Here is a 15,890-nt window from a genome sequence, read left to right on the forward strand (position 1 = left end):
ATCTGCTTGGTGGTCATGACCGCGAAGGAAACCATGGCCACACCCAGAGCGATCATGCCGAAGACCCGAAGGTGCAGGGCCGGCAGAGGACCGGTGGCGATGAGTCGTCTGAGCATGGGAATCACTCCGTATCCAGATTCGTCTGCGGCCTTCAGGGGTGTGGTGCGCCCTGGGCCTACGGAGCGTCGCGATGGGTTCCCGGGAGACGCCATACGGCGCGGTACGACCCCCACACTAGCCAGGCCACGCGCACGGGTCACCCGAGGGGAGTTAAATCCGTAACCGGGTTCGGGCAAAGGCGCCACGGCCCCGCGCGACGCGCCGCGTGGGAAGCCGCTCTCCCGTACACCAACCGCTTAACCTGCAGAAACAGACCACGCGTGCCTCGACCGGCGCGCCATGGGCGCGGCGGGAGGTGCGGATGGCGACGTGGCAGTCGGTCCTCGCGGCCGCCGGCCCGGCGACCCCGGCCGACCTCGTCGCGGCCCGCACGCAGATGGCGCTGTCGCTCGGCTGGCACATCGTGCTCGCCTGCCTGGGCGTCGGCATGCCCGCGCTGATGCTGATCATCGAGTGGCGGGGGATCCGCACCGGGGACGCCGACTACACGCGGCTCGCCCGCCAGTGGGCCAAGGCGATCGGGGTGCTGTTCGCGGCCGGCGCGGTGTCCGGCACGATCCTCAGCTTCGAGCTCGGCCTGCTCTGGCCGGGGATGATGGGCACCTACGGCCAGGTGATCGGGCTGCCGTTCGCGGCGGAGGGCATCGCGTTCTTCATCGAGGCCATCTTCCTCGGCATCTACCTGTACGCGTGGGACCGCGTCCCGCCCAGGGCCCACCTGCTCAGCGGCATCCCGGTGCTGGTCGCGGGAACGCTGTCGGCGTTCCTGGTGGTGTGCGCGAACGCGTGGATGAACGCGCCGCGCGGATTCGCCCTCAGGGACGGGGTGGTGAACCGGGTGAGCCCCTGGCGGGCGATGTTCAACCCGGCCGTGCCCCACGAGACCCTTCACATGATCGTGGCGGCCTTCATGGTCGCGGGTTTCCTGGTCGCCGGGGTCTACGCCGCGGGCATGCTCCGGGGTCACCGTGACCGTTACCACCTGCTGGGGTTCCTGGTCCCCTTCACCCTGGCGGCGGTGTTCACCCCGATCCAGATCCTGGTGGGCGACTTCGCGGGCAAGCGCGTCGCCACGCTGCAGCCCACCAAGCTCGCCGCCGCCGAGGCGCTGTTCCGTACGGGGGCGGGCGCTCCGCTGAGCGTCGGCGGGATCGTCACCGGCGATCGGCTGCGCTACTCCATCGAGATCCCGTACGGGCTGTCGCTCCTGGTGGGGCACAACCCCGGCACCGTCGTCCAGGGACTCGACGCGGTCCCGAGGGCCGCCCGCCCGCCCGTCATGATCGTCCATCTGGCCTTCGACATGATGGTGGGGATGGGCTTCCTCCTGCTCCTGCTGTCCGCCTGGCTGGGCTACACCTGGTGGCGGCGGAGGGAACTGCCCCGCTCACCGTGGTTCCTGCGGGCGGCCGCCCTGTCGGGGGTGTTCGCGGTGGTCGCGGTGGAGGCGGGGTGGACCGTCACCGAGGTAGGCCGCCAGCCGTGGACGGTGTACGGGCATCTGCGCACGTCCGACGCCGTGAACCCCGCCCCCGGACTGTGGACCGGCTTCGTGGTCGTCGCGCTCGTCTACACGGTGCTCACCGTCGTCACCCTCTACGTCATGCGCCTGATCAGGTGGAGCGAGAGACCGGTCGCCCCCCAGGAGCGGGACCGCACGCGCGAGCCGGAACCCTCCTGATGGACACCGCGCGGATCGTGCTGGTCGTGATGTGGGTGGGGATCACCCTGTACGCGCTCCTGGCCGGGGCCGACTTCGGCGGGGGCGCCTGGGACCTGCTCGCCGGGCGCAGCCGTACGGGCATGGCGCGGCGCGGCCTCATCGAGCGGTCGATCGGGCCGGTCTGGGAGGCCAACCACGTATGGCTGATCTTCGTGCTCGTGCTGCTGTGGACGGCGTTCTCGGGGGTGTTCGCCTCGGTGATGTCGACGCTGTACATCCCCCTGACGCTGGCGGCGATCGGGATCATCGCCAGGGGCACGGCCTTCGCCTTCCGCAAGGCCGCCACGGAGCTCTGGCAGCGGCGCCTGTTCGGCGGGGCCTTCGCCGTCTCCTCCGTCCTCACCCCGTTCTTCCTCGGCACGGCCGCCGGGGCCATCGCCTCGGGACGGGTGCCGCCGGGGCTGGCCAGGGGGGACATCCTGACGAGCTGGCTCAACCCGACCTCGCTGCTGGGCGGGGTGCTGGCCGTCATGGTCTGCGTCTACCTCGCCGGGGCGTACCTGTGCGACGACGCCGTCGAGGCCGGGCGTCCCGATCTGGCGGAGTGGTTCCGCGTGCGGGGGCTGGTCGCGGCCGTGCTCATCGGGGCCGTCGCGCTCGGCGGCATCGCCGTGCTGCGCTGGGACGCCCCGGGGCTGTTCACCGGGCTCACCCACCGGGGGCTTCCCCTGGTCGTGGCCGGGGCCGTGCTCGGCGTCGGCTCCCTGGTCCTGCTCTGGCGGCGCGTCTACCCGCTGGTCCGTGCCACCGCCATGCTGGGCGTCATCACGATCCTGTGGGGATGGGCGCTGGCGCAGTTCCCCGTCATGCTCCCGCCGTCCCTCACCTACCGCCAGGCCGCCGCAGAGCCCTCGGTACTGACCGCCACCCTCGTCGTGACCGCCATCGGCGCGGCGCTGATCGCGCCGTCCATGGCCTGGCTGCTCGCCGTCCAGCGGCGGGCGCTGCGCGACACCGGCACTCCGGAGTGAGAACCGCATGGAACCCGTGGACATCGTGAGCGCGAGACAGGCAGGGGAGACCGCCCCGGCGCTGCCGGAGCCCCGGGGGCCGGTGAGCGCCTTCCTGTTCGAGCGGCTCGTACGCCCGCCGCACGAGCTGGGCGAGCTCGTCGTGCCCTCCGCCGATCCTGTCCCCTACGACGAGGATCTCCAGCTCGCGCTCTTCGCCTGCTACGAGCTGCACTACCAGGGTTTCGGCGAGGTCGACGACCGGTGGGAGTGGGATCCGTCGCTGCTGCGCGTGCGGGCGACGCTGGAACGGCGGTTCGAGGACGGCCTCGCGGCCGTGGTCCGCCGGCCGCCGCCGGTGCCGGCGCGGGAATTGCCGAGGGCGCTCGGCAGGCTGGCGGCGGAGGCCGACGACGGCCCCCCGCTCGCGGACTACCTGCACCACGAGGCCGGGCGGGCGCACTTCCGCGAGTTCGTGGTCCACCGGTCGATCTACCACCTCAAGGAGGCCGACCCGCACACCTGGGGGATCCCCCGGCTGCGCGGTCACGCCAAGGCGGCGCTGGTGGAGATCCAGGCCGACGAGTACGGAGGCGGGCGCACCGAGCGGATGCACGCCGAGCTGTTCCGCGCCACGATGCGCGGTCTCGGCCTGTCCGACTCCTATGGGGCCTTCCTCGGCCGGGTCCCGGCGATCACCCTGGCGGTCAACAACGTCATGTCGCTCTTCGGGCTCCACCGCCGCCACAGGGGCGCCCTGCTCGGCCACCTCGCGGCGCTGGAGATGACGTCCTCGCTCCCGAACGCCAAGTACGGGCGCGGACTGCGGCGCGTCGGGGGAGACGCGACCGCCGCCCGGTTCTACGACGAGCACGTGCAGGCCGACGCCGTCCACGAGCAGATCGCCGGGCACGACATGTGCGGGACGTTCGCCGCCGCGTATCCGTCCATGGCCGGCGACATCCTGTACGGGGCCGCGTGCGGCCTGGCGCTCGACCGGCTCTTCGCCGAACATGTCATGAAATCGTGGGAGAACGGGGCCACGTCGCTCCGAGGCGGTGGCCTGGCGGCGGAACCCGCGTGATGGATCTCGACTACGTGCTGCCCCTTCGATGGAGGGATGACGCCAGGCTGGAGGAGATGACCGCCTACCTGCGCCGGCTGAGCACGTACGCCCGGGTCGTGGTCGTCGACGGCTCGGCGCCGGAGCTGTTCGAGCGGCACGCGCGGGCCTGGGGGCACCTCGCCGACCACGTACGGCCCGACGGCGACCTCGACTTCGTCAACGGCAAGGTCTCGGGCGTCACCACGGGCCTGCGGCGGGCCCGGGGGGAGCACGTGGTCATCGCCGACGACGACGTCCGCCACGACGAGGACACGCTGGCCCGCGTGGACGCCCTGCTGGCCGGGGCCGACCTCGTGCGCCCGCAGAACTACTACCGCCCCCTGCCCTGGCACGCCCGCTGGGACACCGCCCGCACCCTGCTCAACCGGGCCTTCGGCGCGGACTACCCGGGGACGTTCGGCGTGCGCCGGTCGACCTTCCTCGCGATGGGCGGGTACGACGGCGACGTGCTGTTCGAGAACCTCGAACTCATCCGCACGGTGCGGGCGCACGGCGGGCGGGAATGCCGTCCCCGCGACCTGTTCGTCCCCCGCGTCCCGCCCGGTCTGGACCGGTTCCGCGCGCAGCGTGTCTGGCAGGCCTACGACGACCTGGCGCAGCCCGCCCGGATGGCGGTCTTCCTGCTGATCCTGCCCGCCGTGACGGCCGCGCTCGTGCGGAGGCGTCACCGGGCGGTCCTCGCGTGCGCGGGCCTGGTGGTCGTGCTCGCGGAGGTCGGCAGGCGCCGGGGCGGGGGCAGGCGCGTCTTCCCGTTCACCAGCTCCCTGCTCGCGCCCGGCTGGGTCCTCGAACGAGCGGTCTGCAGCTGGCCGGCGCTGGTGGCCCGGGTCACAGACAGGGGGATCCCCTACTGGGGGAGGCGCATCCACGTGGCGGGGCACTCGACCGCCCATCTCAGGAGGAGCCGTCCCGCCCTGACACCGGAAAGCTTGACCTCGACTTAAGTTGAGCAATTAGGGTCTGGTACAGGTCACCGGTGACGACCGCCCCGGTGACCTCTTTCGCATACTGACCCAGATCAGGACCGGTGGTACGTCATGGACATGGAAGTGACCGCGTGGCATTCGCTGTACAACGCGATGCACGCGCAGGACGATCGGCGGCCGTTCTCCATGGCCACCCTGCGGCGCGTCGGCGGGTTCGCGCGAAAGCACCGCGGGATGCTGGCGTGGTTCCTGGTGCTCAGCGTGGTGACGGCCGTGCTGGCGGTGGCTACGCCGGTGCTCGCGGGCCGCGTCGTGGACGCGATCGTGAACCGCTCGCCCTTCGAGACCATCCTCGGGCTCGCCGTGCTCATCGCGGGCATCGCGCTCCTGGACGCGGGGCTGGGGCTGCTCACACGCTGGCTGTCGGCGAGCATCGGTGAGGGGCTGATCCTCGACCTGCGCACGGCGGTGTTCGACCACGTGCAGCGCATGCCCGTCGCCTTCTTCACGCGCACCAGGACCGGAGCGCTGGTCAGCCGCCTGAACAACGACGTCATCGGCGCCCAGCGGGCGTTCAGCAACACCCTGTCCGGGGTGGTCGGCAACGTGGTGACGCTAGCGCTGACGCTGGTCGTGATGATCGGAATCTCCTGGCAGGTGACCCTGATCGCCCTGGTGCTGCTGCCGGTGTTCGTGCTGCCCGCGCGCCGCATGGGCTCGCGCCTGGCGCGGCTGGAGCGGGAGGCGGCCAACCACAACGCCCTCATGAGCACGCAGATGACCGAGCGCTTCTCAGCGCCGGGCGCCACGCTGATCAAGCTCTTCGGCAGGCCGGCGAAGGAGTCGGCGGAGTTCGCGCTCAGGGCGCGGCGGGTGCGCGACATCGGGATCCGCACGGCCATGGTGCAGTCGGTGTTCGTCACGGCGCTGACGGTGGTGTCCGCGCTGGCGCTGGCCATCGTCTACGGCCTCGGCGGCTACTACTCCCTGGCCGGCCGGCTGGAGCCGGGCGCCGTCGTCGCGCTCGCGCTGCTGCTCACCCGGCTGTACGCGCCGCTGACGGCCCTCGCCAGCGCGCGGGTCGAGGTGATGAGCGCGCTGGTGAGCTTCGAGCGGGTCTTCGAGGTGCTCGACCTCAAGCCGCTGATCGCCGACCGGCCGGACGCCCGCCGCGTCCCCGACGGGCCGGTCTCGGTGGAGTTCGACGACGTGGTCTTCGGCTACCCGGCGGCCGACAAGGTGTCGCTGGCGTCCCTCGAAGAGGTGGCCACCCTGGACACGCGGGGAGGGGCCGAGGTGCTGCACAGGGTGTCGTTCCGCGCGGAACCGGGCCAGATGGTGGCGCTGGTCGGCTCGTCGGGGGCGGGCAAGTCGACGATCGCGCAGCTCGCGACGCGGCTCTACGACGTCGAGGCCGGCGCCGTGCGGCTGTCGGACGTGGACGTCAGGGACCTGTCGGCCGAGTCGATCCGCGAGACGCTCGGCATGGTCACGCAGGACGGGCACCTGTTCCACGAGTCCGTCCGCGCGAACCTCCTGCTCGCCAGGCCCGAGGCCTCGGAGGAGGAACTGTGGGACGTGCTGCGCAGGGCCCGCCTGGAAGATCTGATCGCGGCGCTCCCCGACGGGCTGGACACCATCGTCGGCGAGCGCGGCTACCGCCTCTCCGGTGGCGAACGCCAGCGGCTGACCATCGCGCGGCTGCTGCTGGCGCGCCCGCGCGTGGTGATCCTGGACGAGGCCACGGCCCACCTCGACTCCACGTCGGAGGCGGCGGTGCAGGAAGCGCTGGGGGAGGCCCTGGCCGGGCGGACCGCCGTGGTCATCGCCCACCGGCTCTCCACCATCAGGGCCGCCGACCTCATCCTGGTGATCGAGGACGGCAGGGTCGTCGAGCGCGGCACGCACACCGACCTGCTCGCCCAGGGCGGCCGGTACGAAGAGCTGTACCGCACGCAGTTCGACCAGCCCCGCGCGGCGGCGGTCGGCTGAGCCCTCCACCCGCGGTGAGGTGCGGAAACGGCCGTACGAAGATGGGCATATGGGGGATCACGGCAGGCGATGGCTCTTCGCCGACCAGCTCGGCGACCACTTCCTCGACTCCGCGGAGCAGCCGGTGCTGCTGGTCGAGGCACGGTCGGTGCTGCGGCGCCGGCGTTTCCACCGGCAGAAGGCCCACCTCGTGCTGTCGGCGCTCCGGCACCGCGCGGCCGAGCTCGGCGAGCGGGCGGTGTTCCTGCGGACGGAGACCTACGGCGAGGCGCTCGACCGCGTGGGCGGGGGGCTCACCGTCTGCCATCCCACCAGCTACGCGGCCGACGCGTTCGTCCGGAGCCGCGAGGAGGTGACCGTGCTCCCGGCGCGCGGCTTCACCACGACCGCTGTGGAGTTCAAGGCATGGGCGGAAGGCAGGGGCGACGGGCGCAGGCTGCTGATGGAGGACTTCTACCGCGACGCCCGGCGCCGCCTCGACGTGCTCATGGAGGGCGACGGCCCGGCCGGGGGGCGGTGGAACCTCGACGCCGACAACCGCCGCCCGCCGCCGTCGGAGGGGATGGAGGTCCCCGGGCCGTGGCGGGCCGAGGAGGACGAGATCGACCAGGAGGTGCGCCACGACCTCGACCGCAGGGAACGCGAGGGCGAGGTCGCCTTCGTGGGACGTGACGGGCCGAGGACCTTCCCCGCCACCAGGGAGGAGGCGCTGCGGGCGCTTCAGCACTTCGTCGCCCACCGGCTGCCGGTGTTCGGGCCGTACCAGGACGCCATGCTGTCGGCCGATCCGGTCATGGCCCACAGCATGCTCTCTCCCGCCGTCAACCTCGGCCTGCTCGACCCCATGGAATGCGTGCGCGCCGCCGAGGACGCCTACCGGGCCGGACGGGCGCCACTCGGGAGCGTCGAGGGGTACGTCCGGCAGCTCATCGGCTGGCGTGACTACGTCTGGCACCTGTACTGGCACTTCGGCGAGCGGTACCGGGAGCTCAACCGCCTGTCGGCGCGGACGCCCCTGCCCGGGTGGTTCACCGAACTGGACGCCGACGCCGTGGAGGCGCGCTGCCTGTCGTGGGCGCTGCGCCAGGTCCGCGACACCGGGTTCACCCACCACATCGTGCGGCTGATGGTGCTGGGCAACTACGCGCTGCAACGCGGGTTCGACCCCGCCCGGCTCACCGACTGGTTCCACCGCTGTTTCGTCGACGGGTACGACTGGGTGATGGTGCCCAACGTGGTGGGCATGTCCCAGTACGCCGACGGGGGGATGCTCGCGACCAAGCCCTACGCCGCCGGTGGCGCGTACATCAACCGGATGAGCGACTTCTGCGGGGGCTGCCGGTACCGTCCCGACCGGCGGACCGGCGAGGTCGCCTGCCCGTTCACTTCGGGTTACTGGTGGTTCGTCTCCCGCAACGAGGAGCTCCTGGCGGGTAACCCGCGAACGGCCCGCAGCGTTTACGGCATGCGCCGGCTCGCCGACGTCGAGGAGGTGTGCGCCCAGGAGGCCGAGCGGGGGGACGCCGCACCGTAGCCTGAACCGGCTCGCCGTACGGGGGGCCCGGCCGCTTCCGGACGGCCGCTCCCGGACGGCCGGTCAGGGGAGCTTGCGGGAGGCGGGGCTCTCCAGAGGGCCGCCTGCGAGGGCGGCGGCCATGGTCGGGTAGATGTCGAAAGCGTCGCCGATGCCCGTCACATCCATGATCTTCCTGGGCGTGGGGCAGAGGCAGCACAGCGCGCAGGTGCCGCCGCACCGCGTGGCCTTCTCGCAGGCCCCCACCAGGAGCCGCAGGCCCGCCGAGTCGATGAACTCCATGCCGGACAGGTCGAACAGCAGCCTGGGGCTGGTCGCGCGCAGGGCTTCGTCGATGCTCTCCCCGAGATGGGGGGCGCCGTTCCTGTCCACCTCGCCGATGATCGTGATGACGGTGAACTCGCGGCGGGCCTCGCGGCGGACCGTCAGCGGCATGTCGACCTCCCGACCTGGGACCTGGCCCAACCCAGTCTCTTCCTGCCCGGCACGCGAGCACAAGGCCGCCACGGAGAACGGGCCGCGTTCGAAGGAAGGGGCCGGTCGGGCAAGGCCCCCGAGGGGGTCGGCCAGGCGGCAGCGGAGAGCGCTCTCCGTCGAGGGTTACGCGCGTGTTTCGTCGCCGCCATCCGGCGACCGGCCGTCTCCGGGCCGCGTCCGGAGGCCGTCAGGAGGGGGCCTCGGAGGCCCCGGCAGGCCTCTGACCCGTGGGTTCACCGCGTTCCTGACGAGCGGTAAGGCAATCGAAGATCGATCTGGTGTCCACACTGTGATCCAGGCGCGTCTCACGGCTCTGTGGAGGTCAGACAAGTGGCTCGATGAGGCCCCACGTGTTTCGAGGGGGTGAGCAGGGGGTTTCCAAATCGTCAGCAAGGATGTGTTGACAAGTCGTGATACAGCGGACAATCTCTGTCTGGAGAGCGCTCTCCCTCATCCGTCGTCACCCTTGATCGACGGGTACCCCCTTGCACCAAGGAGAGGCTGTGCAATCCTGCACGCAGTCCGGGCCTACACCACACAGGTCCGCTCACCGCCTTCCCGGCGGTGTCGATCGCGTCCGGCCTGGCGGTGACCGGCCCCGCCGTGGCCGTCGACAGCCTGCTCTCTCAGGGCGAGACCGCCTCCACCCTCTTCACCGAGAACGCGGGCACACCCGCCTCGGCGGTGGTGGCGGACTCGGGCACGACGCTGTCGCCACGATGCGTCACGTCATCGACACGACCGGGGGACCGGCGAACGCGAGTACGCGGGTCGTCCACGTCGACCGCTACCCATGACACATCATCCGGGTCCCGCCGGCGGCGGGACCCGGCGTCCTTGAAGGAGGAGGTCTCTCTTTTGGCCTTTGACGGCCTCCTTTCGACTTCCCGTCCCCTGGCGGAGAGGCCGATCCGGCGTAGGGCGGCTCCATCGGCACGAGGCCGGAGCCGCGTTCTAGTGAGGGGTTCATTGTGCGTATAGGCAAGTTCGGATATGTCGCGGTCGCGGGCGCGCTGATGGTGGCGGCCGCGGCGTGCGGTGGCGGTGGCGACGGCGGCGGCACCGCGGCCGGTGGCGGGTCGGCCGACGACGGCGCGGGCAAGACGCTCACCTACTGGGCGTCCAACCAGGGCACCAGCCTGGACAACGACAAGCAGGTGCTCCAGCCCGAGCTCGACAAGTTCGAGAAGCAGACCGGCATCAAGGTGAACGTCGAAGTGGTTCCCTGGGCCGACCTGCTCAACCGGATCCTCGCCGCCACCACGTCGGGCAAGGGCCCGGACGTGGTCAACATCGGCAACACCTGGTCGGCCTCGCTGCAGGCCACCGGCGCCTTCCTGCCCTTCGACGACACCCTGCTCGCCGGGCTGGGAGGCAAGGAGCGCTTCCTCGGCCCGAGCCTCGCCGCGACGGGCGCCCCCGGCAAGCCGCCCACGGCCGTGCCGATCTACGGCATGACGTACGGGCTGTACTACAACAAGAAGATGTTCAAGGAAGCCGGCATCGACAAACCGCCGGTCACCTGGGACGAGCTGGTCGCCGACGGCAAGAAGCTCACCAAGGGCAAGCAGTGGGGCCTCGCCGTCGAGGGCGCCAGCGTCAGCGAGAACTCCCACCACGCCTTCATCTTCGGCCAGCAGCACGGCGCGGAGCTCTTCGATTCCAGTGGCAAGCCGCAGTTCGACTCTCCCCAGAACGTCGCGGCCATCAAGCAGTACCTGGACCTGATGGCGGCCGACAAGATCGTCAACCCGAGCAACGCCGAGTACTCCAACGGCACCGAGGCCGTGAACGACTTCGTCAACGGCAAGGCCGCGATGCTGATGTGGCAGTCCATCGGCTCGCAGATCAAGGCCGCCGGGCTGACCAACGAGACCTACGGCCTCGCGCCCATTCCGCTGCCCGCGGCGGACTCCGGGGGCAAGCAGGTCAACGGCATGGTGGCCGGGATCAACCTCGCCGTCTTTAACTTCACGAAGAACCAGGACGGCGCTCTGAAGTTCGTGAAGTTCATGACGAGCCCGGAGGAGCAGCAGATCCTCAACAAGACGTACGGGTCGCTGCCCACCGTCCAGGACGCCTACAACGACCCGGCGTTCCAGAGCGAGGACATCAAGACGTTCCAGGAGATCCTCGGCAAGACCGCCGCGCCGCTGCCCCAGGTGCCGGAGGAGAGCCAGTTCGAGACCCTGGTCGGCACCGCGATGAACCAGCTCTGGGCCGACGCGGCCAGCGGCAAGCCGATCACCGAGGAGGCCGTCAAGGCCAAGCTGACCCAGGCGAACCAGCAGGTCCAGCCCGGTAGCTGACGTTCCACCCGAGTACGACGGTGCCGGGCGGGGGCCTTCCCCCATCGTCTCCCGGCCGGCACCGGCCCCCGCCGGGTCGTTCACGAGACGGCCCGGCGGGAGGTCCACGAACACCTTCAAGCCGTCCACACGAACACCCTCACGCCGTCCACGACCGGCACTGCCGAATCGAGAGGAATAGATGGTCGCCCGTACCACGCCTCAGCAAGACGAGCGGCGCGCGACCGCGCCCGCCGGAGGCGGGCCGCCCCCGCCCGGAAGGGGGCTGCCATCGCGGGTCGCGGGCCGGATCCCGGTACGGCTGCGCCGCCTGGGCGTGCCCTATCTGATGATCCTCCCGGCGATCGTGCTGGAACTGCTCATCCACGTGGTGCCGATGCTCATCGGCGTCGGGATGAGCTTCCTGCGGCTCACGCAGTTCTTCATCAGGAACTGGTCGGCCGCCCCCTTCGTGGGGCTGTCGAACTACCAGATCGCGGTCGACGTCAACTCGGCCGTCGGCAGCTCGCTGCTCCACTCGTTCCTCATCACCATCGCGTTCACCGCGCTGGCGGTCGGGTTCTCCTGGCTCTTCGGCACGGTAGGGGCGGTGCTGATGCAGGGCGCCTTCCGCGGTCGCGGGCTCCTGCGCACCTTCTTCCTGGTGCCCTACGCGCTGCCCGTCTACGCCGGAGTGATCACGTGGAGCTTCATGTTCCAGCGTGACACCGGGTTCGTCAACCACGTCCTGGTCGACCAGCTCGGCCTCGGCGGCGCCGACCGCCCGTTCTGGCTGATCGGCACGAACAGCTTCGCGGCGGTCGTGGTGGTCTGCGTGTGGCGGTCCTGGCCGTTCGCGTTCCTGATCCTCATGGCGGGCCTGCAGAACATCGACCGCGACCTGTACGAGGCCTCGGCCATCGACGGCGCCGGGTGGTGGCGGCAGCTTCGCTCCATCACACTGCCCATGCTGCGCCCGGTGAACCAGGTGCTGATCCTGGTGCTGTTCCTGTGGACCTTCAACGACTTCAACACCCCATATGTGCTGTTCGGGAAGGCGGCGCCGCAACAGGCGGACCTCATCTCGGTGCACATCTACCAGAGCTCGTTCATCACCTGGAACTTCGGCTCGGGCTCGGCGATGTCGGTCCTGCTGCTGCTGTTCCTCCTCGTGGTGACCGCGGCGTACCTGGCGATCACCTCCCGGAGGAGGACCAATGCATGAGCCGCGCTGGCTGCCGTGGGCGCGATGGATCGGCCTCGGATTCCTCGGCCTGTTCACCCTGATCCCGCTGTACGTGATGGCGAGCTCGGCGATCAAGCCGCTGCAGGACGTGCAGAACGGCTTCCGCTGGATCCCCTCGACGATCAGCTTCCGGCCCTTCGCCGACATCTGGAAGACCATCCCGCTGGCCCGGTACTTCGTGAACAGCGTCGTCGTGGCGTCCATCGCCTCCGTGCTGTCGGTGACGGTGGCGATCTTCGCCGCCTACGCGGTGAGCCGCTACCGCTTCCCCGGCAGGAAGACCTTCACGATCACGGTGCTGTCGACCCAGATGTTCCCGGGCATCCTGTTCCTGCTCCCGCTGTTCATGATCTTCGTGAACCTCGGCAACGCCACCGGCCTGGAGCTGTACGGCACCCGCACCGGGCTCATCGTCACCTACCTGACGTTCTCGCTGCCGTTCTCGATCTGGATGCTGGTCGGCTACTTCGACTCCATCCCGGTGGCGCTGGACGAGGCGGCCAAGGTGGACGGCAACGGGCCGCTCGGGGCGCTGTTCCGCGTGGTCATCCCGGCCGCGATCCCCGGCATCGTGGCGGTCGCCATCTACGCGTTCATGACGGCGTGGGGCGAGGTGCTCTTCGCCTCGGTCATGACCGACGACTCCACCCGCACCCTTGCCGTCGGCCTCCGGGGCTACGCCACCGAGAACGACGTCTACTGGAACCAGGTCATGGCGGCGTCCCTGGTGGTGAGCATCCCGGTCGTGGCCGGCTTCCTGCTCCTCCAGCGCTATCTCGTTCAGGGCCTCACCGCTGGTGCGGTGAAGTAGACCGCGAGCCGCGTACGCGCGCGCCCGCCCGAGGCGCCCGACCCGCGTACGCGGCTCCGGATCCACCCGCCCCTCATGCGCGCGCCTTCGATTCACGCCGCTTCGATTCACGCGGCCGGGATCCAGACCTCCGGGGCGGCGGGCGCGTGCCGTCAGGCGGAGTCCCTGACCACCAGGGAGGGCTCGAAGATGATCGAGGTCACCGGCTGGCCGGGATCGTCGACGTGGGCCATGAGCAGCCGTGCCATCTCGGCCGCCATGTCCTCGACGGGGTGGCGGATCGTCGTTAGCGGGGGCCTGCTCGCGGTCGCCGCGCTGCTGTCGTCGAAGCCGACCACGGCGACGTCGCCGGGCACGCGGCACCCGTGGTGGCGCAGCACGGGAAGGGCGCCCTGGGCCATCAGGTCGTTGGCGATGAAGACGCCGTCGATGCCGGGATGCTCGCTCAGCAACCGCTCCATCGCGGCCTCTCCGCTGCCGAGGGTGAAATTCCCCTCGACGCACGGGATGTACGGATAGCCGTGCGCCGCCATCGCGTCGCGGAACCCCGAAAGCCGGTCCTGGCTGGCCGCCACGTCCAAAGGCCCGGAGATGGTCGCCACACGGCGGCAGCCCCGCGCCACCAGGTGGTCGGCGGCGAGCTTCGCCCCCGCGCGGTGGGCGACGTCGACGTAGCTGATGGGGATCGGCTCCGCGGGCCTGGCGAAGAGCACGGCGGGCAGGGCCGCGTCGACCAGCAGCCGGGGGAGCGGGTCCTCCGACTGGGTGGAGACCAGGACGGCGCCGTCGGCGTTCCCTTGGCGGAGATACGCGATGACCTGGGCGCGGGCCTCGGCGGTCTCGGCGAACATCAAGATCGGGTGGATGCCCCGGGGGCGCAGGAAGCCGACCACGCCGCTGGCCACGCGGCCGAAGAACGGGTCGGCGAAGACCTGGCTGTGAAAGGGGTTCTCCCCGCTCTCCTCGCCCGCCCCGGACACGACCAGGGCGATCGCGCCGGTGCGGCGGGTGACCAGGGAGCGGGCCGCGCGGTTGGGGACGTAGCCGGTGTCGGCGATGGCCCGCCTGACCGTCTCCTGGATCGTGGGATCGACGTTGCGGATGCCGTTGATGACGCGGGAGACGGTGGCGCGGGAGACACCCGCCGCGCGCGCCACGTCCTCCAGGGTGGGGGATGCCGACACAGGCGGGCGACCTTCGCTCATGTGGCTTTTATAGCATGGCGGGAGAGCGCTCTCCAACGCGCTCGCCCGCCCTGGCCTCCTACATCACGCGTAGGCGGCCATATCGGTCGTAACAGGTCTCAGTCACCGGCTCACAGTACCGGTGCTCAATGGTAGGTCGCCCGCACTGCGGCCCGCCAGTACGGTGAACGACCCGGGCTCGTTGGTCCAGTCCCGGTCCTCAGGGGACCAGTGCTGGAGGGCGCGGGCCGGGACCTCGACCTCGGCCTCCACGGTCTGCCCCGGCCCCGCCTCGACGCGCGTGAAGCCGGCGAGCCACAGGGCCGGGCGCCGCACGCCGGACTCGGGCCGTGCCAGGTAGACCTGCACGACCTCGCCACCGGCCCGCTCGCCGGTGTTGCGCAGCCGCACCCGCACGGTGAACGGGCGGCCGGGCTCGGCGTGCGCCGGCGCGACGACGCTCTCGTACGCCCAGGTGGTGTATCCCAGCCCGTGGCCGAACCAGTACGCAGGGGCGGCCGGTTCCCGCAGCCACGCCCGGTAGCCGATGTCGGGGCCTTCGGCGTACTCCAGCACGCCGTCCACGGGCGTGGTGCCGATGAGCGAGGTGTCGGCCCACGTCGTGGGCAGGCGCCCGCCGGGTTCGGCGCCGCCGAAGAGCACCCGCGCGAGGCCGTCCCCGTACTCCTGGCCGGCGAACCAGCTCAGCAGCACGGCGGGCACCTCCTCGCGCCACGGCATGGCGACCGGACCTCCGGCGTTGACCACCACGATCGTGTCGGGGTTGGCCGCGACCACCGCGCGGACCAGGGCGTCCTGGTCGCCGGGCAGGGCCAGGTCGTCGCGGTCGTAGCCCTCGCTCTCGACCTCCTCGGTCGTGCCGACGACCACGATGGCGACGTCGGCCGCCTTCGCCAGCTCGATCGCCGCCTCCAGCTCCTCGGCGTCCCCGCGCTTCGGCGGGTCGGCGGCGAGCGCCGAGGCCAGCCCGCTGTCAGGGTCGAGGCGGCGCCGCGCGACCAGCTCGACCTCCTGGCCCGCCGCGAGGCTCAGCGTGGCGTGCCGGTACGGCGGGGTGAGGTGCACCGTCGCCGGGTCGTCGGTGTCGCGCTCGACCTCCTCGTCGATCAGCGTCGTGCCGTCCGCGGAAAGGAACACGTGGCCCCATCCGGAGACGGCCAGGTTCCACTCTCCGCCGACCTCGGGGCACAGGCGGGCGCTGATCTCGACGGTGGCCGAGGAGTCGACGAGGGCCGGTTCGAGGATGCGGCCGGTGAGCCGGTGCTCGGCGTGCAACTCGGCCCCGTCGGCGTCCAGCAGCCGTACGAGCACGCCGGGCTCGCCGGTCAGCGGGTCGCGGGCGTTGCCGAGGTCGAGCGGGGTGGGACGGCTCGGGAGGTGTACGCCGGCCGCGTGGGTGTACTTGGAGCCGGAGATGTAGCGGGCGCCCGCCGAGATGCCGACCGTGGTCGGGGAGATGATGCCCTTCAGGCCGGGATACGCCTGCAGAAGA

12 protein-coding genes are annotated in these 15,890 nt (G+C 71.0%); 9 read left to right on the top strand and 3 right to left on the bottom strand.

The features are described 5' to 3' along the window. The first annotated feature begins 421 nt into the window (after window positions 1–421). The 6 genes from AB0B89_RS27775 to AB0B89_RS27800 all read left to right on the top strand — a co-directional run bounded on the left by AB0B89_RS27775 (window position 422) and on the right by AB0B89_RS27800 (window position 8,371). Entirely contained in the window at window positions 422–1,801 is a 1,380-nt protein-coding gene (locus tag AB0B89_RS27775) for a cytochrome ubiquinol oxidase subunit I (RefSeq protein WP_358558718.1), read from the top strand. Further along, window positions 1,801–2,814, top strand: coding sequence for a cytochrome d ubiquinol oxidase subunit II (locus AB0B89_RS27780; protein WP_358558720.1), 1,014 nt, complete (start codon window positions 1,801–1,803; stop codon window positions 2,812–2,814). Before AB0B89_RS27775 ends, AB0B89_RS27780 begins: the two co-directional genes overlap by 1 nt. 7 nt (window positions 2,815–2,821) lie before the next feature. After that, window positions 2,822–3,877 carry an iron-containing redox enzyme family protein gene (locus AB0B89_RS27785; RefSeq protein WP_358558722.1) on the top strand — a complete coding sequence of 352 codons (1,056 nt, stop codon included), beginning with the start codon at window positions 2,822–2,824 and terminating at the stop codon, window positions 3,875–3,877. Further along, window positions 3,877–4,863 (top strand): glycosyltransferase, encoded by a 987-nt coding sequence (locus tag AB0B89_RS27790; RefSeq protein ID WP_358558724.1) that lies wholly within the window; start codon window positions 3,877–3,879, stop codon window positions 4,861–4,863. The genes AB0B89_RS27785 and AB0B89_RS27790 overlap by 1 nt, the downstream gene beginning before the upstream one ends. Before the next feature lie 93 nt (window positions 4,864–4,956). After that, window positions 4,957–6,837 carry an ABC transporter ATP-binding protein gene (locus AB0B89_RS27795; RefSeq protein WP_358558726.1) on the top strand — a complete coding sequence of 627 codons (1,881 nt, stop codon included), beginning with the start codon at window positions 4,957–4,959 and terminating at the stop codon, window positions 6,835–6,837. A gap of 49 nt (window positions 6,838–6,886) precedes the next feature. Further along, complete coding sequence (locus tag AB0B89_RS27800) at window positions 6,887–8,371, top strand: cryptochrome/photolyase family protein (protein ID WP_358558728.1); 1,485 nt, start codon at window positions 6,887–6,889, stop codon at window positions 8,369–8,371. A gap of 63 nt (window positions 8,372–8,434) precedes the next feature. On the opposite strand, the gene AB0B89_RS27805 is transcribed toward AB0B89_RS27800, so the two are convergent. After that, a complete protein-coding gene (locus tag AB0B89_RS27805) occupies window positions 8,435–8,806 on the bottom strand; it encodes an STAS domain-containing protein (RefSeq protein WP_358558730.1) in 372 nt (123 codons plus the stop codon). A 1,013-nt stretch (window positions 8,807–9,819) separates the two neighbouring features. On the opposite strand from AB0B89_RS27805, the gene AB0B89_RS27810 reads away from it, so the two are divergent. The 3 genes from AB0B89_RS27810 (at window position 9,820) to AB0B89_RS27820 (ending at window position 13,193) form a co-directional block, all read left to right on the top strand. Next, window positions 9,820–11,157, top strand: a complete 1,338-nt coding sequence (locus tag AB0B89_RS27810; protein WP_358558732.1) for a sugar ABC transporter substrate-binding protein — start codon at window positions 9,820–9,822, stop codon at window positions 11,155–11,157. Window positions 11,158–11,338: 181 nt separating this feature from the next. Beyond that, complete coding sequence (locus AB0B89_RS27815) at window positions 11,339–12,361, top strand: sugar ABC transporter permease (RefSeq protein ID WP_358558734.1); 1,023 nt, start codon at window positions 11,339–11,341, stop codon at window positions 12,359–12,361. Further along, window positions 12,354–13,193 (top strand): carbohydrate ABC transporter permease, encoded by an 840-nt coding sequence (locus AB0B89_RS27820; RefSeq protein ID WP_358558736.1) that lies wholly within the window; start codon window positions 12,354–12,356, stop codon window positions 13,191–13,193. Before AB0B89_RS27815 ends, AB0B89_RS27820 begins: the two co-directional genes overlap by 8 nt. Window positions 13,194–13,345: 152 nt before the next feature. Here the strand turns inward: AB0B89_RS27820 and AB0B89_RS27825 are convergent, their stop codons facing one another. After that, window positions 13,346–14,398, bottom strand: coding sequence for a LacI family DNA-binding transcriptional regulator (locus AB0B89_RS27825; protein ID WP_358558738.1), 1,053 nt, complete (start codon window positions 14,396–14,398; stop codon window positions 13,346–13,348). A 102-nt stretch (window positions 14,399–14,500) separates the two neighbouring features. Next, the coding region (locus tag AB0B89_RS27830; RefSeq protein WP_358558740.1) for a glycoside hydrolase family 3 C-terminal domain-containing protein at window positions 14,501–15,890 on the bottom strand (1,390 nt) is incomplete at its 5' end.

It is taken from the genome of Sphaerisporangium sp. NPDC049002, from assembly GCF_040649355.1.
Lineage (GTDB): Bacteria > Actinomycetota > Actinomycetes > Streptosporangiales > Streptosporangiaceae > Sphaerisporangium.